The organism is Compostibacter hankyongensis, from assembly GCF_039541075.1.
Classification (GTDB): domain Bacteria; phylum Bacteroidota; class Bacteroidia; order Chitinophagales; family Chitinophagaceae; genus Compostibacter; species Compostibacter hankyongensis.
Genome location: NZ_BAABFN010000022.1, coordinates 167,435 through 187,986, shown reverse-complemented (window position 1 = coordinate 187,986; position 20,552 = coordinate 167,435). Strand labels below are relative to the sequence as shown.

Here is a 20,552-nt window from a genome sequence, read left to right as displayed (position 1 = left end):
AACAGTTTGGCGTTGAAAAGAAAGACGGGGCATGGTTTCCGATTAATGGGCGAGGTTGGTATAATCTGTGGTCCATACCCGCCCGTCCAGGTCCCACTTGGTATCTGTAATTACTTTGAGCCAGTTGAGGATCTGCCGGGCAATATCTGTCGGTTGCGGAGCCAGGGTAGCCAGGTCGCTGGACGAAGGCGGGCATACCAGATCGTTATAATCTTCCCACTGGTAAGCGCCCCGGAGGCTGAAGCTGTGCTGCAGGGGCCCGTTGTCGGTGAATTGTCCCCCGAATCCGTCGGTGCAGGGCCAGTAGCCGATAAGATAATCATTATAGGGGTGGTCCGATGACAGCTCCGTTTCACAGGCATGGGCGCTGATCGTACTGTCGGGTAACACAGCGCGCCAGATTTTGACTTCGCTCATATATACATCTGCGGGCTCGTTGACAGAGCCGGGAAGAAAGCCCATCGTTAGCGGCGTCATGGTATTGATATTGCCTTGCGCCGTGATCTCCCCTTCGTTGTTGAACACCCCGTTGGTATAGGTCCGGGCATAGCGGTGAAGAATTCCGGCTCCGTCTTTTCGGTTAAGGATAACAGCGGCGATATCATGCCAGGTGCCGTCGCTGATGTCCGCTCCCTTTACCTGTATGTTCCCTTTCCCTACCTGGCCGAAGTTGATCATCCAGTAATGTTGTTCGAGGAACATGACCCAGCCGGGTTTGCCAGGGTCAAAGGATTCCCTTTTGCCCAGGATAGAGGGGTAGGTATAGGTATAGTCCCCTTTGGGTCCCGGGTTGACTTTTACCTTGAATTCCACCGTGAAGGAAGTCGTATCTCCGAAGTTGTAATCTCCGCCGTCGTCCGGGACAACGGCGTTCACCGCGTTGGCATCGCGGTCGTGCAGCCGCACCGCCTGCCCGGCATACCGGTTGCCGGTATAAGGTTTGTCGATCATCGAAGGTTCATAAACAGGCGAGTAATAAATGGTGAATCCGTTCACGCGGGGATCGCTGAGGATGGTATGGTCGTCCTTGGCAGGGTCGACGGGGAAGGGGCCTCCGTGGTTGGCGGTGATCACGACCAGCCAATCCTCGCCGGAAAAATTCTTCCGTGCCCTTAAGGCTTCCATCAGTTTCCCGATATAGCCGTCTACCTTCAGGATAGCAGCTTTGTATTGGGGCACGGAAACGTCGTAGCCGTATCTGGCGCCGGCCTGATCCACATCCTTGAATTGCAGAAAGACCAGTCCTGCGCTATCCAGCTTCAGCTCGTTGAGGGCCGCCGCCTGCGCTGCCGCATCGTTTCCTCCGAATGTCCTGTTGACATCCGCATCCGTGATGAGCCTGTTGCCCAGATCGTTTGAGCTGCTGAAAGCCGCGATCCGGAACTCCGGTTTGCGATCCTTGATGTACCGGAAGAATACCGGATAGGTATCGAGTTTATTGCCTGAAAAGTCATTACTGAGCACCTGGTGTTTTTCCTTATGCACACCCGTAAGCAGGTCCGCCCACCCGGTAGCATCCAGGGTAAGGGTATCGGTGATGGAATACCAGGAATAGATGGCATGCTCGTTCAGCTGGAGCAAGGTGGGCGGTTTGGCATCCCGGACCGATTGGCCCCGGGCGCCGTCTACTACGATATAGAGTACTTTCGGAGTACGCGCCGCCGAGCTGGTTGTATCGGTATAATCCCTTTTTTCCAGTATCCTGTCAAAGCCTTTATTGCAGGCCAATGCTGCGAACAACAGCGCGGCAAGACCGTACAGCGCTTTCCAAACCTTGTGGTGCATATGCATAAGTGAGTATTTGGTCGTCCTGATGAAATGTGAATGGCAATGGTTGGGCGAATCTCATTCTTTGAATACCAGCCGCATGATATTGCCCATTTCCTGCTCGTCAAATTTGTAGAACCCGCCGGCGATAAGGACCTGTATTTCTCCGGAAGAGTTTCTGGTCTCCAGCATATAATTGACCACTCCCTGGAAATCTCCGGTTGTGTTATATCCTTTAGCCAGCTGACCCTTGCTGTCCAATACCATTAAGTTGCCCCGGTGTATCCCGTCATATTTTTTGAAAAATCCACTGATAATGCTGTAACCGTTGGATAGCTGCTGGGCAGAAACATAAATATCGCTGTTGCCTTTTTTGGCCGGTTTGAAAGTGGGATCCATCGTACCGTCTTTATGCAGCATCACCAGACCGCTGGAAGGGACCCCGTTGAAATGCTCGAATCCGCCGGCAAGTATAAAGCGCGCTGTGGAGGGGTTGTATTTGATCGTGGCGATAACGTCGTCCGTCCCGGTACCGACTTTGAAGGTCCTGTCCAGCGATCCGTCTTCGTTTAACCTCGCGATGTTGTTGGCATTTTCGCCGTTGTACTTCGTGAAGCGGCCGACAATGATCAGCTTGCCGTCGCTTTGCATGAAGCCGTCGGTGATGGGGCCGTTGGGGCCTTGCTTTCCGCGTTGACGCTGAAAGTCGTAGTTGAAGGAAGAGTCCAGCGCGCCGTCCGGGAAAAAGCGGACCAGGTTACGGACGGAGATGCTGTCGGTGACCAGCGAGTCGCGGGTGCCCTGGTAATTGGCTTTATTATACACAAACTGGAGATAATAATTGAAGTTCCCGATTGCGGTAATCATATTGTTCCGCACAAAGATCTTCTGGATGGTCCCGTCGGTGCCGCCGTTGAAGAGGGGGACGGTATCCCGGCTCAGCGGGGTACGCACAACGGTGGTGTCCAGGGAGCCGTTGCTGTTCAGCAGGGTGATGTTATGAATTTCTCCGCGGTGGGAGTCGAAAGAGGCAAAGGCTCCGGCGATCACCATCTTCCGGTTAGTGAGCGTGGCGATACTGTTCAGATATCCGTCGGCAGCATCTCCCGAGCGCAGGGAGCGGTCTACCTCACCGTCCCTGGAGGTCATGACAATGCGGTTCAGCGGCTTTACGGCTCCCTTGTGTTCGAAGTCGGAAAAGCTTCCCACCAATACAAGCCGGCCGTCGGGTAGCGGCAGCACATCGTTGATGGAATTGTTGGCGCCTACCTTTGCCTTGAAGCTGTTGTCTACGGCCAGCTTGCCTTGTACCCTGAAGATCGGGCCGAAAAAGATCTGGTCGCCTACCGTGATATATCCGACCCCCGTGCTGGCCGTTTCAGGTACTTTTACCTTGATGCTGCCGCTGTCCACCTGCATCACGTCTGCCGTTTCGCCGTTCAGGTAAAAATGGAGCGAGTCCTTGTAATGCGAGAGGCCTGTAGCCCGGAAGGTGACCATGGTACCGATGCCTCCCGTAGCGGGGGAAGGCAGGTCCGTACTGAGCTGGATGCCCAGGGGGGGCTTACCGCCCCCGTAAGGATCTTCGAACTGCTGTTTATCTTTCCGGCATCCCCAAATGATGCCGGTACAGGCAAAGAGCAGAAACCCTGTTTTAATCGTGCGGTTCATGCGGATCATTTTTCACCCATTAATATTTGTTTTTCTGACGGTCATCCGCCTTAGGCGGATCCCATATTAGCGTCTCCCAATAATTTGCGCTCACTGCCGGGCATCAGGGAGTTTCCTTAATACCCTGTGAAGAGATATAAGCCTGCATATCACTGACGAACTGGTCGATATCAAATCCGAAAAACAGGTGCTCGTCGCTGAGCACATGCACTGTCCCGTTATCCGTGAGGATATTGGAAGACGCTACGTATCCTACGATCCAGTTGTCGCGGGGATGGCCTGTATCCGGTATATAATCGATGGTCAGCTGCCGGTAGCCAACATATTTCACTCCGTTGTCGTCATTGTAAATGACCCCGATGTTCATGGGCTGCCCGTCCCAGGAGAGGTAGCCCTGCCCCGGGTAGGTCGGTATCAGGTCGTAATCGATCTGGGGATAATCCTTCAGCTGGTTGGCGCCGTGGAACAGGTAGAGGGTGAGGTATTTTCTCCATATGCCCTGCGGGACGTCTCCCAGTGTCCGGACCGTATCGTACCCCAGTAGGTATAGATAATTGTTAGTATTCCTGATCAGTCTTTCGACGCTGCGGTCCGTGGGCGCAAAAAAGGTAACAGAATCGTTTTTGAACACATCTTCCATGCCCGACAGCCGCACGATCAACGATACGGTATCGAAATAAAAGGGCTGGGCGTCCAGATAATCCAGCACAGAGCCTTCGAAATAGGGGTTGTGCAATCCCGAATCATGATAATAATCTTCTTCTTTCTGACAGGCAGACAGTGCCAGGGCGGCCGCCGCCACACAGCAGATCATTTTTACCTGTACCGTTTTTGAAAAACACATAGCGTACGTTTTATCTTACCCAATAATTGTTGAGCTGCATATAGGGATTCTGATTCAGCACAGAAGCATCCAGGGGCCAGGTCCAGGCCCTTGCATTAAACTGGGCCTGGGTCAGGGAATTGGCGCACCATTGCGATTGCATGACGCGTCCTGTGCGGATGAGGTCATAGTAATACTGTCCTTCGCCCATCAGCTCTTTGGCCCTTTCTGCAAAGATGGCGTCCTTCAGCGCCTGGGTATTGCCGCCATCGGTGAAGGGAAGGGCCTTGGCCCTGCTCCTGACCATGTTGAGCATCCGGATGGCCTCTTCGTTTTGCCCGATTTCGGCCAGCGCTTCTGCACGGAGCAGCAGCAGTCCGGCATACCGGAAAATGATCTGGTCTTCATCGGGGTTTACATCCTCGTTATCGCTGACCGCGTATATATTGGTGAACTTCAGGAACTGGAAGTTACCGTCATTAGAGAGCATGTCTTTGTCGAACCAGAAATCTATCCTGGCATCAGGCAGCCCTGAAGGGTACAGCTGCTGCAGGAACTCCGAATAGAAATAGCTGAAGCTGTAATGATGGGTGGATGCCGGGCGCTTGTAGGGAAAATGCAGCACCATGTCGGAGAAGGTCTGATACATAATGATCTCTCCGTAATTGGAGTTTTGCACGATCTCGAAAATACTTTCCTTGGTACGGCCTTTAAAGAGGGTATTGAAGTCTTCTATCGGCAGCAGCTCAAATTGTCCGCTTTTTACCACCTCTTCTCCCAACGCGGCCGTCCGGGTATAGTAATCTTTTGCATGGGCCTTGTCGAATCCAGCATTCCACATGTTCAGCTGCATCATCAGCGCCCTGATCGCCGCTCTGCCGGCCCGTACGCCGGTATAGGCGGGGTCGGCATATACCCAGGGAAGATCGTCCTTGACCTTATCCAGATCGGCGATGCACTTGTTGGCCACATCTACCATGGGTTCTCTTGGCAGCGGGTCCTCATGGTAGGCGTCCGTGTAATACGGCACGTCGCCCCACACCCGGATCATGATAAAATAGGCCAGGCTGCGCATAAAGACCGCTTCGGCCTGGTATTGTTTCACATCGGCGGCTGAAACGCCGGGTATTTCCCTGCGTCCTACCTCATAATAGATTATGTTGGCGGCCTGTATGGCATGGTAAAAGCCGTCCCAGGTGGTAAGGTTGTGCCAGTGAAACGTTCCTTCCATTACATCTCCGGAGGTTGAGGTGAGGAGCGTGAGGAGATCATTGGTCGAGATGTAGTCGAAATAGATCCGGGAGGTGCCCATCTCGGCGGATTTTCGCAGCATGCCGGAGCGCATATCTCCCGAAGCGGGTAGGAAGGGGCATGATCCCAGCTTGTCTCTCATCAGACCGTACATATCCCATACGGCGCTTTCCACATCTTCCTTGTTTTGGAAAAAAGCATTTCCCGAAAGGCGGTCGAGCGGTCTGACATCCAAAAATTTCTTGCAGCCGGTAAACAGCAATATCGACAGCAGGCAAATAAGGATCCGGTTCATATCGGTTCGGTTTGAGGATGGTTGTTGTTAAAATTCCACATTCAGTCCGAAAGTCCAGCTCCTGGGTATCGGATATCCGCCGGACTGATCCCGCCCGAGGGCGCTCACGTTTTCAGGGTTGGGACCGCTGTAGTTTGAAAAGGTATATACGTTGTTACAGGTCAGGTAAAAACGGATCGTATTGATCCCGGCCCGCTGGGTCAGCTTTTTGCTGAGCAGGTAGGCCAGGGTCACCGTGTTGATCTTGAAATAGGAACCATCTTCCTGGAACAAGGTCTGGTCTGCCCGGTAGGGAAGCACGCCTCCGTAACGGGCATAATCAAATGGATTGGGATAGGTGGCGACGCTGCCCGGTCCGCTCCATACGTCCACGTCGTTCAGCCCCACGATGGTCCTCGGACCCACGGTGGAGGCCGTGCCGAAGGGATCGCTCAGATAGCGCAGACGTTCTGCAAGAGTATTGTTGAGAATGTCCCGCAGGGCGGTATAGGAGGCGCTGATGTTCAGGGAAAAGTCTTTGTAGTTCAGATAAGACTGCAGCCCGCCGGTGATCAGGGGTTGTGAATTCCCGGCTGCGGTGTAGTCGTTGTTATCCATGATATAGTTTCCATCCACATCTTTCCAGTAGGGGTCTCCCTGCTGGAAATAGTCTCCTCCGTCTTTCCGGTAGCGCAAGCCGCTGGCGGGGTCTACCGGAACGTCTGCGGTCGTGGAAAATACGCCCAGGGTTTTGAAAAGGTAATTGGTCAATGCGTTCCTGCCCACGCGGTAAAGGATGCTCTGGTTTTCTGTGGCGTCCCATTCGATGAGCTGCCGGGCTCCGTTGGGCAGGTGGGTGAGGATATCCCTGTTAAAGGCGCCGTTTACCGAAATGGTCCATTGTACGGCGCTGATCTTGGGTGTCGGTCTGAATGTCAGTGTAAGCTCGTACCCGTAATCGGCCATAGCGGTTTCGTTGGAATTGATACTGTTAAAACCGGTGATATTAGAGACCGGCTTGGACCGCAGCATGTTCTTCACCTGCTTGTAATAGATATCAAAGATCACTTCGATACGGCTGTCCAAGAACCCGCCTTCAAAGCCGCCGTTCCATTGGGTGGTGGTAGTGGGCTTGAGGTAAGGATTGGGAAGCTTGTCGAAGTTGATGCCGATGCGTGGATTGTTGTTGTAGGTTCCGCGCGGATCGTACTGTCCGTATATGGAAAAAATATCACCCGAGGGTACGATGTTTTGCCCCCAGCTGCCCCGCAGGGAGCCGTAGGAAAGCCATTTGCTGTCCGTAAAGAGATTTTCCTTGCTGAAATTCCACCGCAGCCCGATGGACGGATTCTTCGAGTAAGGATCCTCGAAGCCGCTTGCCGATGATCCGTCTATCCGATAGCTGGCATCCAGTACATATTTTTGCTGGTAATTGTAGCTGAACATTCCCGAGAAGGAAGCGGTATGACCGCGGCTGTAGTTATCCAGCAGACCGCCGCCCCGGGAATAATAAGCGTCGTATCCCAGGGGGCCGCGATACTGGTCGTTGGGCGTTTTCTCCTGTTGGATAACTTGGGCCTGAAAGCCCCGGTTATAAAACTCGTTGAATGCCGTGAGGGTGAAATTGTGCTTTTCACGGATGCTGTAGAAATAAGACAGACTGTTGCGGTTGTAAAGGGTATAGTTACGATCTGAGTAGCCATATACCTGTGAAAAATCGTTGTGCGCGGCAGCGGGGGTAAAGCGGTCCTGGGTGTTGGAGCTATAATCGTAGCTCAGATTGGTGGAAGCGCTGAATCCTTTGAGGATCTGGTAGTTTACATCCAGGCTGGTGCGGGTGGTGAGCGTCTTGTTATCATCCTCCGTTTCGAGGGCAGACAGGACGCCGGCGGTGCTGAGGAAAAAGGAGGGGCCGGGCAGCAGCGAAGAGGCCTGTCCGTTGGCCGATACGCCCTTTTGCAGCAGTCCGTTTCCGCTGCCCATGTTCCTTTTGCCGATCTGCGACGAAAAGGTGGTGAAGACCCGCAATTTGGGGTTGGGCTGGTACTGCATATTGGTATTGATCGAGTAGCGGTCGAAGCCGGTGTTCTGGATGACGCCGTTCTCGTGGTAATATCCCAGGTCTACTTTGTAATTGAACTTGGGGTCCCCGCCGCTGATATTGATGTTATGCGTTTGGTTGTATGTTGTCCGGTAGAAGATGCCCTGCCAGTTGGTGGAGTTGTTATAATAAGGGTTAAGGCTGTCTGCCAGGAAAGGAGAGTTGGAGATATTGAAGATATCTTCATAGCTGCCGTTCAGCAGGATATCCTGTATTCTGACCTGTCTTTCCAGCCTTCCTCCGATGGTGGACCGCAGCTCCGGAGGAACGTTCATAAAGAAGTTGGCGGTATAGCGGACAAGGGGGGTAGGGGAGCTGCCCCGTTTGGTGGTAACCAGGATAACGCCATAGGCTCCGCGGGAACCATACAGCGCCGTAGCCTGGGCATCCTTCAATACCTCAAGGCTTTCGATATCTTCCGGTGGGATCAGCGAAAGCGGACTGACGCCTGGTCCTGAGGACTGGTAGCCGTATTCGAAATTGGCGTCTGCTTCTACCGGCACGCCGTCGATAACATATAAAGGGGAGGTCGGCGAGAGAAAGGCATCGCTGCCTGAACCTTTTACGTCGATATTGGAAAGACCGCGTATGACCACGCTGCCCCGCCCGCCGGGCGAGCCGGTGTTGTTCTGGATATTCAAGCCCGAGACCCTGCCCTGCAGCAGCTGTTCTACGTTAGAAACAGGAACATCCTGCAGCTCCTTGCCATCGACTTTGAGAGAAGAGCCGGTGGTCAGCTCCCGGGTCTTGGTCTGATAGCCCACGATCACCGCTTCCTTTAGCTTGTTTTCGTTTACGGAAAGGCGGATGGTTAAGCCGCTTTTTGCCGACCGCACTTTCATGGGGTAATCCGAAAAGCCTACGTAGTGAAAGGTAAGGGTAGATCCCTGCGTTACCTCCGCGCTGAATTTACCGGAATTATCGGTAGTGCCGACGGCTTTGGCGCTTTTTCCCGAACCTTCCATAATGCCTACGCCGATCAGGGGTTCGTTGGTTTGTCCGTCCCGGACCACGCCGCTCAGCGTGACCTTCTGCTGGGCATAGGCGGCGGAGCCGGTCAGCAGGATAGCGAGCAGCAGCAGGAAATAGCGAAAGGCGCCGCATGAAGAACCGGCCGGAGAGACGGCCTGTTTTATCGGGACAGGCTGGGAAGCGGATATCTTCAGTTTCATCTGTTAATATTTATATTTTTAACATTAACATGCTTTTGCATGATAAATGCCCGGTTTCAGATGGACGGTTATGGATGTTTTGTTTCAGCATAGTTTTTTATCCTGCATTTCATTATTCGTCCGAAAATCGCGGGTTATCGCTGTAAAAATGAAAGATGATCTCCCAGTCTCCTTTTTGGAAAATGCTAAAGGAGAAATCAATGGTCCCGGTTTGGCGGATCCCGCCAAATCCGAGCCTGTCGAAGGTGAATACTACATGCGCCTGTGATCCGTCTGTGGTGGTGAACCGTGTGGGGTATCGTACCAGCGGGATGGGATAGGCCACATCGTAGCTAACGGCATCTTTGGTGATTTTTACATTAAATCCGTGTACCACGCTGTCCCATATGGTGCGGTTGAAGTTGGAAGGAGAAATGGGCAGGGAGTCTTTGTTCAAGAATTTGAAGGTCAGCGAACTCCCGTTGCCCTTCTTATGGAAATAAACGCGTACGCTGTCGCTTTTCAGCAGCAGATCGGTGCTGTCCCCGGTAATGTTATAAATGTTGGGATGAAGGTAGATCAGACGGTAGACCGAAGAATCTTCGGTGAGATATTGTTTGGCCCGCTCTCCGGTGATCTCATCATACTCGTAGGGGCTGTACGGCTGCGCTCTTAACGGCATCAGCAAAAGATCCTTGTAGGTATTGGCTCCGCCGGAATTGGAAGCTACCACATCAAACAGGTAGCCCGAATCGGGCTGCTGCCGGAGCATGGTGCTGTCCGCGGATGACCACAGGATAAAGTCTCCGGACTTTTCACGGATCTCCCAGAGCGGGTGAGGCTCCATTGTCCGTTTGGCCTCGATTTCAGCCAGGGACTTTTCGTATCCGGTATAGGCTGCTTTCCAGGTCAGCGCCGGCACTTCCCTGGCCAGGTCGTCGGTAGGATTGCCGTTTTCCTTATAGCGGACATTGGTGATCTCGAAATGGATAGGCGTGGTGGAATTGTCTGTATTGAACACCCTTGAATAGAGCGTTGTCCTTCCCAGGATCGGCTGGTATTGGGTCTGGGTGAATACTGCCTGCGGGCTCAGGTAATCCAGGTCCCCCGGCAGCCATTTCCTGCACGAGGTTATGAGAATCCCGGAAAATACGATGGCGGACAGCAGGTACTTTATTTTTCCTGGCATGGCTTCCTGTTTTTCGGTATGGTGTTTTTACAGTATCAATGAATAGGATTGAATAGGAACCCTTTTATGTTGTAGCCCCCGGTTTCCTCGAAGAAGCGCATCTTATGTATGCCTTCGCTCAGGTAAACAGATGTTCTTATATCTGTCCAGTTGGTCCAGCCTCCTGTTTTGGGGCAGACCAGGGGGCCGGTTTCATCTTTGCCGTCAAACTCTACGTGGAAGCGGCTGCCATCGCCGGGATCGTTGGGGCTGCCTACCCGTACATCCAGATTATACACGCCGGTTTTTTTGACGTCAATGGTATACTCGATCCATTCCCCGGCATTTGTCCAGCCTACATCGTAACCGCCGCCTTCCCCGCTGAACTCTATGTCTACGCCTTCCCCGGGACGCCAGCGACCTCCGTTGTTGGACGCGTCGTTATCATGATAAGCCACTCCTTCTCCGCCCGGATCAAAATCTTCCACCGGTACAAAGCCCGGTACCGGATAAGGACGGCCCACCGGCATGATCTTGATGAACCGCAAATTGTAGTTGGCGTATTCGTAGATCATGCGGATAGTATGAAGACCGGGCTGGTCCAGACGGACGGTGGCTTCCACATCGGTATAATTCTGATATCCCCCTGTTCCCGGCACGCGCATGCTGCCGGTGATGTTGGTAAAATGTCCCGGCTTATCATCGATTTCAAGATGTAGGGCGCCGTTGTTATCGGGAGAGGCCGCACGCACAAGCACTTTATATGTTCCGGTATCCGCAACGTTTACCGAGTAATTCATCCATTCATAGGCTGCCGTCCAGCCGACATCGAAGCCTCCTTCTCCCGAATTTTCGATGTCTACCCCTTCGCCGGTACGGTATTTTCCTCCGTTGTTGGATGCATCATTGTCATGATAGGCTACCCGTTCCCCGCCAAGGTCATATTGATCCAGCCCGATGATGCCGGGCACCCAGATCGGCACGCCAGTATGGGGCTTTGAAAAGGTAGGATTGACATGACTGATCAGTGCATCAAAGCCGAAGAGGTGATCGCGTTCCAGTACATTTACAAAGCCGTTGGTCGTCTTTATATCCAGCGCTACCGTATTCACGTTGCTCCATTGACGGGTATATACCACGCCCTTGGTATCGCTGAAGGTGATAAAGGAGGGCCCGCCTTCCACATATCCCTCTGCATTGCTGTAGTTCAGCTTACCATGCATCATATAGCCGTAACGGATAGCCGGTATGTCCCTTCCATCCTGCTGGGCCATGCTGTCTCCGGAGAACTTTCCCCGGATAATATAGCGGCATACAAGGGAGTCCAGGTCGTTGAGGGGGACGTTGGCGATATATTGCAGGGGTCGATCTTGCGTCTTGCGCAGGGTATTCAGGTCCTCGAAGGCTTGCTGGAAGCTGGCATTGGTCGGGGCAAAGACGGTGTAATCGCCTTTCTTCAGACTGTCTGCAAGATTCACCCTGTCCAGGGCAAGCAGGAAGGAGTCGTAGATACCTTGCTGGCTCTTCAGAAAGTCGTAGCTGCTTCCCTCGAATTCGCGGAGGGTGTTTTTATAGTTATAGTACCCCTTATCCTTATAGCAGCTGCTGTAAAATACAGCCGACGCCAGGCAGGACAGCAGCAGGCAGGTCGACAGATGGGATCTGAGCATGGATGGTTTCTTTTAGTTATTGCCAGTAGGGGTTTTGGGTCATCTGTTTATTCTGGTTCAGGATATCATCCGAAACCGGCCAGTAGATGCCGCCTTTTTTGATGAGCTCCATAAACGCAGCGTTATGCTGTTTGATCTGGTTATAGCGGACCAGGTCGTACCAGCGCCAGCCTTCCCCCATCAACTCTTTCCTTCTTTCCCGGAAGATGGCGTCTATCAGGTCGCCTTCCCGGGCCTGGTCATAATGGGGAATTTTTCGGCTGTCCCGGATCAGGTTCAGCAGGTCTATGGCCTTGGCGCTGTTTCCCAGCACCGTCAGGTTTTCGGCCTGCAGCAGGGCAATCTCTTCCAGCCGGGTGATTACAATGGCGCTGCCGTATATCCGGAAGGAGGGGTCGGAGTTGCCGCCGCCCTGAATCACCTTGATCTTGTTGAAGATGGGGATATGGCTGCTGAAGTTGGCAAAATATCTTTCGGAGGTCGGCTCTCCGGTCAGCGTGTCGAGGCTGAAACGTTCGTCTGCCGGAAGGTTAAAGATGGACAGGATGGAATCTTTGGGCACATAGATGTCCGGTAGATTCTTATCGACGACCGGCTTGGCCAGCGTCAGCTCTTCCAGGTGTCCCGAAAAGGAAGCATCGGTATGGGCCCACAGAAAGTTGAACGCCAGCATATGATTATAGATCCTTCCTGCGAAAAAGCCGTTGCTGTTGCAGAGGTTGTCGGTGGTTACATAACTGTGCCCGCTTTTGGAATAATTGTCCAGCACAAACTGCGCATATACGGAGGCGTCCGCATATTTCCCCTGCCACGCGGCCACGTGGGCCAGTACGGCATACGCCGTTAATTTGCGGGCCAGGGCCCCGCCCCATCTGCCTGCATCTTCATTGTAATAATTACCGGCCTGTTGCGGATCATTTGAACTGTATTGATAAGGAAGGTCTGCCGCCGCTGCATTCAGCTCTTTTTCCACAAAGGCCAATACCGCCTGCTGGCTGTCGCGCGGCTTGCTTTCGAACTCTCCGTCATGAGAGGTGGTGATCAGGGGGACGTCGCCCCAGATCCGGACCATATAAAAATAGGCAAAGGCCCTCAGGAAACGGATCTGCGCGACATCTACATGCATATTCTGATCGGAATACTTGGGGTCCCTTGCTTTTACCTCCCCTACATGTTCCAGGAACATATTGGCTGCATTCACAACGGCATAAAAGCGGCGCCAGTTGGACAGGCTGTTCAGCAAAGGATAGGAGGCCCTCAGATCGCCGTTGATAATGGATTTCAAGTCCTGTCGCTGAGTCGATTTAAAGTCCCCGTCGCGCAGCTCCCCATACATCCAGTGCGCGTCGTGATCGGCGAGAGCGGCTCGCATCAGGCCGTATGTTCCGATCAGCGCGGCGCGGGTGTCTTCATGGTTGTTCCAGAAATTCTTTTCGGCGACCACATCCTGCGAGTCAATATCCAGCAGCTTTTTACATCCTGTGGTGAACAGGCCGGCCAGCAGGAGGGTAACAGGAAGCAGCTTTTTTATAAAGTTGTACATGGCCTTACTTTTTACAGGTCGAGTTTTGCCCCAAGGGTATAGGTTCTCGGAATAGGCAATCCGTATCCGGTGTCGTATCCGTTGAACCCGGCCAGCTCGGGATCGCCGCCCGAATAAGGGGTAAGGGTGAACAGGTTACTCACTGTCAGATAAACCACCAACTTATTGATGGGGGAGCTTTTGTGCCACCATTTTGTCGCCGTCAGGTCATACTGCAGGGAGATGTTCCTCAGCTTGAGGAAAGAGCCGTTCTCCAGGAACAGGTCCTGATCGGGTTGATAAGGGATAACGGTGCTCCAGGGATTATAGCGCGGGTATTTCGTTTCATCCCCCGCCTTCTGCCAGAAGGTGATCTCCTTTACAGCGTCCATATCGATCTTTCCTTCCCGGTTGGCAAAATCCATGTGATTGGACATTTCCTGGTTGAGTATTCTTCTGCCCAATGCATAATAGAATGAAAGGTTAAGGCTGAAGGGGCCGTAGAAGAAATCATTGTCGAATTCTCCGGAGACAGCGGGAAGCATATGGCCTTTCAGGACTTTATCGTGATCGTCGATGTTATAGTCCCCGTTCATATCCACCCATTTCGGGTCGCCTTTCCTGAGCGGGATGTTCCGGTAGCTCATGGGTTTGTGCGTTTCCGGATTCAGCGGCACCTCTGCGTCATCGGTATAGATGCCCTGGTTTTGTAATACCCAATACTGGTCTATTGCATGGCCCGTCTTCAGCATCTGCGTGCCGGATCCGACGATCAGTTCATCCAGACCGTCCGGCAGGGCCTGCAGCGTGTTGTTGTTGTAGTTGATGTTGACGCCCGGAATCCACTGGAAGCGGTGTCCTTCGGGGAAGACCATGGCGCGGAGGGACAGGTCCACGCCCCGGTTGCGTACCTGCAGGCCGTTCTTATAGGCCATGTTGTAGCCATATTCTGCGGCGAAAGGCACCCCGAGCAGCATATTGTGATCGGTCTTGTTATAAAGGTCGAGCACTGCGTTGAGCCGGTTGTCGAGCAAGCCGAGATCCAGGCCCACATCCAGCTGATCCGTATACGGCCATTGAAGACCGTATCCCACATATCCCAGGTTGTACGGACGGGAGAGGGCGGGGAAGGCATCATAGGAGAATTTGACGGGATTGTTGCTGAAGGAAAGATCGGAAATATACTGGGGTCCTTCCCCGAACCGGTCGTCTGTAAACAGGCGGGCCACCCTTCCCCAACTGGCGTGTATGCGGAAGGCGGAGACGGCAGCCTTGTCCTGCAGCAGCGCATTTTTCAGGTCCCATCCGGCGCTGAAGGTGGGGGAGAAGGACCACCAGTTGTCGGGCTGGGCGCTCGAAGAGCCGTCTGCCCGCAGCAGTACGGAGAAGTCCAGCCGTTCCTTATAGCGGTAGGCGAGTCTTCCATAGAAGGATAAAAGGTGATGCTGCTGCTTGTCGAGGAACATATTGATCAGCGCCCGGTCAAAAGCTTTGGAGCTGAGATATTCGGCAGTTTTGGAAGGGTCCGAATGCAGCATGTTCACCTTGATCAGGTCATTTGGGCCTTTATAAGCATAGGTATAGTTGTACTTGTTGGCATCTGCCTGGAAGACTTCCCCTGCCTCCAGGGTCAGATCATGCTTTTGCTGCCAGCTGTGGTGAAAGGTGAGGGTATTGTCAAATATGATCCGCTGGTTGTAGCCATAATAGTTGGAAACGTAATTTACGGTTTCCATCAGCGTGCTGGGATAAAAGATATCCCGCAGCCCTTCGTTGTAATCAAAGCCGAAGTTGGAGCTGAAATTAAAGTCGGAGGCAAATTTGAAGTTTAGCCGGAAGTATCCGGTGATGACGTTGCTAAGATTCTGATCAATGGACTCGTCGTATTCTTTCAGGTATTGGCTGTAATAATGTTTGTTGGGCGGCAGGGGATAGCTGAGGTCGGGAAGGTATTGGACTTCTGCGTAGCGGTCTCTGAGCGTAGTATTACGTTTGCGTTCCAGCCTTGCTGCGCTGATCATCGAGGAGATGGTCAGCCAGGTCACGGGGAGCATATTTATCTCAAACATGGCGTTATACCGGTCCAGCCGGGTATTGTCTGCCGTGTTATTGGTTTGCTGATTACCGGCGGAAAAGCGGAAGTTTGCCCGGTCTGTGCCGCTGGAGAGACTTGCGCTGGCCGCCCGCACGAAGGCGTTTTTGTAATAGAGGTCTGTCCAGTCGGATGGACCATAATAAGCATTGTTGGTTGAGTCCCGCAGGTAAAGCGGGTAGTTGAGCTTATCATCCGTGGTGGCATATTCTTCATAAAAGGGCTGGCGGAAGCTGTTTTCATAACGGCCGTTTGTCGTATAGATACGGGGACGTTGTACAAAGCCGAAATAGGTATTGAAGCTGATCTTTCGTCCGCCGATTACGGGCGCTTTGGTCTTGATCAGGATTACGCCCCCGTTGGCCGCGCGCGGTCCGTATACGGCTGCATCCGCAAAGTCTTTGAGTACGGTGATCGAGGCGATATTGTTCAGGTCGATTGCTGCGAGGATGTTGGTGGCCGGACCGATACGGTTAAAATCATATTGTTGTATGTTGAACGCAAACGGGTGATCCATGATCAGGGGGACTCCGTCCACGATCACAGTCGGCTGGGCGTCATAGATGTCCTTATGTTGGGTAAATGGAAAGGGCATGCCCCGGATGAACATGCCCATTTCGGATCCGGGCTCTCCGCTGGGTTCCTGTATATACAACCCCGCAACCTTTCCCTTAAGGGCCTGTTGGAAGCTGGAGAAGGGATAAATAGACAGCTTTTCGGGCAGTACGCCGTTCCGGATAAAAGCATGCGGATCCACATGGTTGGTATCCACCGGCGTCTTGCTTTGGACGGTATCGGTGGAGGAGGTATCGGTCCGGACTGTGGCTGATATGGCCGTGAAGCCGGCCGGAAAAGAGGAGCAGCAGATGCCCTGGTTAATACCGGCGGTCATACTGATGAGCGTAACAGCTACAGCGTTCACTATAAAACGCATAAACAGTTCGTTTTTAGGGGTAACGATCAGAAATGATAACGTTAACGCATATCCCAAAGGATCATGAGCAGACCTTTCTCTGCCGGAGAAGTCTGGTCAAATGCTTCACCCGCAGGAAGTTTTTCCTGAACAAAAAGGGTCTGCTGCGTAGCCTATAACCGGATTACGAAGGTTGTTCCGGCTGGGGAAAGAAAGACAGAAAGACAGATCGGAAAAAAAATTCCGGTAACTTGCAACGGATAGGATGAGAAGTTGGCCCGTTACCCGGATAGAGGAGTCGTTTTGTTTTCATACGTCGTAGAGATTGGCTGAGGATTAAGAATAATATAAAGATCAATACATGGTTGCCGGTTTAAGGATGAATTAACTCAAGTTATATTGAAATTTTTTTGAGTTCCTGCCGTCCGCTCATCATCTCCAATCCTCCGCTCATCATATATTAAAAATAAAGCCGCGCTTGAGAACACCGGAAAAAGACACTGGATGTCTTTATAACTTTTTGTAAATTATATATTTATGAAGCGACACACTTTCCAAGGGCTCTGGCCGTCGCTGGGAATTGCCCGGTTTTGCAATCCTTCAGGTTTGTACCTTCGGGATGACAGATCACTCCCGTGCATCACAAGATACAAACAAGTTTGATATTTCAAAACAAATTTGAAAAAAATTTCAAATTTATTTGAATGCAGCCTATAGTGCGGCGTCTTGACGCTTATATAAAATACAGGGAACTCAATCCCAACAGGTTTTCAGAAATGCTCGGTTATGCCAGTCCAGAGAAAATATATCGTTTGTTTCGCGAAGAAAATGCAAAGCCCGGTGTAGATATCCTGATTGATATATCCAACATATTTGAGGATTTGAATATGCAATGGGTGCTTACGGGAAAAGGAGAAATGCTTAAGAAAGAAGCTGTATCCTGTCCTCCCGGTCAGCAGGGAGGAGGTCCGGAAGTTCAGGAATACCTGAAATGCGAGGAGAAGGAACGGCTTATCGCTGCCCAGCAGGGCCATATCACCGCTTTGGAACGCCTCATTGAAGAAAAGGAAAAGCGTGTGCAGGAGAAAGACTTTATTATACAGGAGCTGAGAAAGAAGATTACTCCGGAAACGACGCGAGGAGGACCCTTTAAAGAAACCGGACGACGAAAGGCCGGATAAAATCGCTTAGATCCGGCATAATAAAGCAGACCATAGATATCCACGCTGCGAAATTTTTACACTTTTTATATCTTGTTGCGTTTTTGCGCCTTTCGTCCCGTACGCTTTAAAGAACGGAAGGCACGTAGAGATCTATTTAAATTCAAGCTGGTATGTATCGCTGTTTTCTGATTATAATAATAGTAATCGCCGGTTTCCGGACCGGTATAAAAGCATCGGAAAAATATTCCCGTCTGGCGGAGCCACCGCAGGTCCGGGTATACGATACCCGTTGTCAGCATATGCAGCATCCGGCGGGAGTGGAGGATGCCCATCCCTTTTTCGGCTGGAAGCTGTCGGCTGCGGCGCGGGACATACACCAGACGGCCTACCGCATCGTGGTGGCTTCCTCTCCGGAGAAGCTGGAGCAGGGGGCGGATCTATGGGATTCCGGCAAGGTACCTTCGGCCGAGAATGCTTTTGTCCGTTATGGCGGCCGGCCGCTGGAGCCTGCCAGAAAATACTACTGGAGCGTGGAAGTATGGACCGGCAATGGAGAAAGCAGCCGCAGCCCGGCAGATTATTTTATTACAGGATTATCCCGGGAAAGTGATTGGCAGACGGCCAAATGGATCGCCTTTGAACGGCTGCAGGATAGCCTGAAGGTTTTCCCCGGTGTGCACGGCAGCGGCGACGGACTGGGCAATAAAGCCCTGAAGCGCGCGGTGATCCCGTTTTTCAGAAAAGATTTCCGGTTGCGTAAACCCCTCAGCCAGGCATTTGCCTATATCTCCGGGCAAGGGCAATATGCTTTTTTTATAAACGGAGCCCGGGTGGATACCGGCTTCCTGAATCCCGCCTGGTCTGATTATACCAAGCGTTGCTATTATAATGCCTTTGAAGTCACCCGGCAGCTGAAGCAGGGCGCCAATACGCTGGGAGCCGTCGCCGGCACCGGCTTCCTGTATATCAACCGCGAACGGTACCGGAAGCTGGTCATTGCCGGCGGTTATCCGATGATCCGGATGTTCCTCGTGCTGCGGTATACAGACGGCACTGCCGATACCGTGGTTACGGATGCCAGCTGGAAGACGGCCCCCTCGCCCATTGCTTATTCCAGCATCTACGGAGGAGAGGACTATGATGCACGCCGGGAACAGCCCGGCTGGAACCGGCCCGGCTTCCGGGATGATACCTGGAAGCCGGCACTGACGGTGCCCGGTCCCGGCGGAAAGATGGAAGTGCAGCAAAGCCCGCCGGTACACATCAACCGCAGCTTTCCGCCCCTGCAACACAAAGCCTCGGGAGATACCATGCAGGTTTATGATTTCGGACAGAATGCGTCGGGGATCATCCGCCTCCGGGTGAAAGGACCCGCCGGCTACCGTGTCAGGGTCATTCCCGCCGAGCTGATCACACCGGATGGGAGACCGGACCAGGGCGCTACGGGGCATCCTTACTATTACGACTATACGTTAAAAGGCGGAGATGCTGAAACCTGGCAGCCCCTGTTCACTTATTACGGACTGCGTTATGCCGGTGTGGAGGTGCGGGATCCCGAGGGGCATATCCTGAAAGACGGAGGACCGGTGAAGATCAGCGGGCTGACCTTCCTGCATACGGAAACGGCCGTGGAGCAGACGGGGAGCTTCTCCTGCTCCAACCCCCTGTTCAACCGGATATTCGAATTGATCCGCTGGGGGATACGCAACAACCTGTCCAACGTGGCTACCGACTGCCCGCACCGGGAGAAATTGGGCTGGCTGGAAGAAACCCATCTTATCGGCAATTCGATACGCTACAACTTTGACATCCGGAATTTTTATCACAAGGTCATCGAGGATATGCAGGATGCCCAGCTGCCCAACGGCCTCGTGCCGGATATTGCGCCCGAATATGTTGTCTTTGACGACGGGTTCCGGGATTCTCCGGAATGGGGAAGCGCCTGCGTGCTGCTGCCCTGGTATGTTTACCAATGGTATGGCGATACGTCTGCCCTGCGGGAAAGCTATACCATGATGAAGCGGTATGTGGACTATCTGGAAAACAAAGCCGGGGGGAACATGCTGTCTTACGGGCTGGGGGACTGGTTCGACCTGGGCCCCAAGCCGCCTGGAGTATCGCAGCTGACACCCCTCGGCGTTACGGCTACCGCTTTTTATTTTTATGATGCCGACATTGTCGGCAAGGTAGCGGGTATACTGGGCGACAGGACGGCGGCCAGCCGGTACGGATCATTGGCCGAGCGTATACGGACGACCTTTAACAAGCAATATTTTGATCCTGCTACCGGGGTATATGCCACCGGCAGCCAGACCGCTTATGCCATCCCGCTTTACTTTGGCCTGGTTCCGGAACAGTACCGGAACAAAGTGCTGGAGAATCTGAAAGATTCGGTGGCTAAGCATCATTATGCCCTCACCGCCGGCGATATCGGCTTCCGCTACCTGATACAGGCGCTCCAGGAAGGAGGAGCCTATGAGCTGATCTATAAGATGAATAACCGCGATGACGTGCCCGGTTACGGCTATCAGCTCCGTCAGGGTGCCACTGCGTTGACGGAATCCTGGCAGGCGCTGCGGAACGTGTCCAACGACCACATGATGCTGGGCCATCTTATGGAATGGCTCTATGGGGGGCTGGCGGGAATCGGGCAGCAGCCCGGCACAACGGGATACCGGCAGCTGCTGGTTGACCCGCAGTGGGTAAAAGACATCAGCCGGGTAAAGGCCAGCTATAATTCCATAAACGGACCCATACAGGTAAGCTGGATGCGGGAGAGCGGCTCCCGCCTGCACTTGCGGGTGACGGTGCCGCCGAATACTACGGCGGCGGTAGTGCTGCCAACTGACCGGCCGGACCGGATAAAGGAAAGCGGCATGCCCCTGAGCAAAGGCATTGCCGGCATTGCAGGGGTGAGCCATACAGAAAAAACTACTATCGTAAAGACCGGTTCGGGCACATATGATTTTTCTTTCGATGAATAAAT

At 52.9% G+C, this 20,552-nt stretch carries 11 protein-coding genes; 2 read left to right on the top strand and 9 right to left on the bottom strand.

What is annotated here, in order from left to right; translation table 11 throughout:
• Positions 1 to 42 precede the first annotated feature (42 nt).
• The 9 genes from ABD851_RS16820 to ABD851_RS16780 all read right to left on the bottom strand — a co-directional run bounded on the left by ABD851_RS16820 (position 43) and on the right by ABD851_RS16780 (position 16,424).
• Entirely contained in the window at positions 43 to 1,785 is a 1,743-nt protein-coding gene (locus ABD851_RS16820) for an alkaline phosphatase family protein (RefSeq protein WP_344981481.1), read from the bottom strand.
• A 60-nt stretch (positions 1,786 to 1,845) separates the two neighbouring features.
• Positions 1,846 to 3,438 carry a DUF5008 domain-containing protein gene (locus ABD851_RS16815; RefSeq protein WP_344981479.1) on the bottom strand — a complete coding sequence of 531 codons (1,593 nt, stop codon included), beginning with the start codon at positions 3,436 to 3,438 and terminating at the stop codon, positions 1,846 to 1,848.
• 103 nt (positions 3,439 to 3,541) lie between these two features.
• Complete coding sequence (locus ABD851_RS16810; RefSeq protein WP_344981477.1) at positions 3,542 to 4,282, bottom strand: hypothetical protein; 741 nt, start codon at positions 4,280 to 4,282, stop codon at positions 3,542 to 3,544.
• Between the two features lie 10 nt (positions 4,283 to 4,292).
• A complete protein-coding gene (locus ABD851_RS16805) occupies positions 4,293 to 5,807 on the bottom strand; it encodes a RagB/SusD family nutrient uptake outer membrane protein (RefSeq protein WP_344981476.1) in 1,515 nt (504 codons plus the stop codon).
• Between the two features lie 27 nt (positions 5,808 to 5,834).
• The gene (locus ABD851_RS16800) at positions 5,835 to 9,059 is read right to left on the bottom strand and encodes a SusC/RagA family TonB-linked outer membrane protein (RefSeq protein WP_344981474.1); all 3,225 of its coding nucleotides are present in this window, start codon (positions 9,057 to 9,059) and stop codon (positions 5,835 to 5,837) included.
• 112 nt (positions 9,060 to 9,171) lie between these two features.
• Positions 9,172 to 10,227 carry a DUF5007 domain-containing protein gene (locus tag ABD851_RS16795; RefSeq protein ID WP_344981473.1) on the bottom strand — a complete coding sequence of 352 codons (1,056 nt, stop codon included), beginning with the start codon at positions 10,225 to 10,227 and terminating at the stop codon, positions 9,172 to 9,174.
• Between the two features lie 35 nt (positions 10,228 to 10,262).
• Positions 10,263 to 11,876, bottom strand: a complete 1,614-nt coding sequence (locus ABD851_RS16790; RefSeq protein WP_344981471.1) for a carbohydrate-binding protein — start codon at positions 11,874 to 11,876, stop codon at positions 10,263 to 10,265.
• A 16-nt stretch (positions 11,877 to 11,892) separates the two neighbouring features.
• A complete protein-coding gene (locus ABD851_RS16785) occupies positions 11,893 to 13,419 on the bottom strand; it encodes a RagB/SusD family nutrient uptake outer membrane protein (RefSeq protein WP_344981470.1) in 1,527 nt (508 codons plus the stop codon).
• Between the two features lie 11 nt (positions 13,420 to 13,430).
• Positions 13,431 to 16,424 carry a SusC/RagA family TonB-linked outer membrane protein gene (locus ABD851_RS16780; RefSeq protein WP_344981468.1) on the bottom strand — a complete coding sequence of 998 codons (2,994 nt, stop codon included), beginning with the start codon at positions 16,422 to 16,424 and terminating at the stop codon, positions 13,431 to 13,433.
• A gap of 683 nt (positions 16,425 to 17,107) precedes the next feature.
• Between ABD851_RS16780 and ABD851_RS16775 the strand changes: the two genes are divergently transcribed.
• Both ABD851_RS16775 and ABD851_RS16770 read left to right on the top strand, forming a co-directional pair.
• Entirely contained in the window at positions 17,108 to 17,584 is a 477-nt protein-coding gene (locus ABD851_RS16775) for a hypothetical protein (RefSeq protein ID WP_344981466.1), read from the top strand.
• Positions 17,585 to 17,736: 152 nt separating this feature from the next.
• Positions 17,737 to 20,550, top strand: a complete 2,814-nt coding sequence (locus ABD851_RS16770; RefSeq protein WP_344981464.1) for an alpha-L-rhamnosidase — start codon at positions 17,737 to 17,739, stop codon at positions 20,548 to 20,550.
• The last annotated feature ends 2 nt before the right edge of the window (positions 20,551 to 20,552 follow it).

What these genes read in the sequence shown, in the direction of transcription:
- ABD851_RS16820 (WP_344981481.1), bottom strand. Translation starts at nt 1,785, where the DNA reads ATGCACCACAAGGTTTGGAAAGCGCTGTACGGTCTTGCCGCGCTGTTG.
- ABD851_RS16815 (WP_344981479.1), bottom strand. Translation starts at nt 3,438, where the DNA reads ATGAACCGCACGATTAAAACAGGGTTTCTGCTCTTTGCCTGTACCGGC.
- ABD851_RS16810 (WP_344981477.1), bottom strand. Translation starts at nt 4,282, where the DNA reads ATGTGTTTTTCAAAAACGGTACAGGTAAAAATGATCTGCTGTGTGGCG.
- ABD851_RS16805 (WP_344981476.1), bottom strand. Translation starts at nt 5,807, where the DNA reads ATGAACCGGATCCTTATTTGCCTGCTGTCGATATTGCTGTTTACCGGC.
- ABD851_RS16800 (WP_344981474.1), bottom strand. Translation starts at nt 9,059, where the DNA reads ATGAAACTGAAGATATCCGCTTCCCAGCCTGTCCCGATAAAACAGGCC.
- ABD851_RS16795 (WP_344981473.1), bottom strand. Translation starts at nt 10,227, where the DNA reads ATGCCAGGAAAAATAAAGTACCTGCTGTCCGCCATCGTATTTTCCGGG.
- ABD851_RS16790 (WP_344981471.1), bottom strand. Translation starts at nt 11,876, where the DNA reads ATGCTCAGATCCCATCTGTCGACCTGCCTGCTGCTGTCCTGCCTGGCG.
- ABD851_RS16785 (WP_344981470.1), bottom strand. Translation starts at nt 13,419, where the DNA reads ATGTACAACTTTATAAAAAAGCTGCTTCCTGTTACCCTCCTGCTGGCC.
- ABD851_RS16780 (WP_344981468.1), bottom strand. Translation starts at nt 16,424, where the DNA reads ATGCGTTTTATAGTGAACGCTGTAGCTGTTACGCTCATCAGTATGACC.
- ABD851_RS16775 (WP_344981466.1), top strand. Translation starts at nt 17,108, where the DNA reads ATGCAGCCTATAGTGCGGCGTCTTGACGCTTATATAAAATACAGGGAA.
- ABD851_RS16770 (WP_344981464.1), top strand. Translation starts at nt 17,737, where the DNA reads ATGTATCGCTGTTTTCTGATTATAATAATAGTAATCGCCGGTTTCCGG.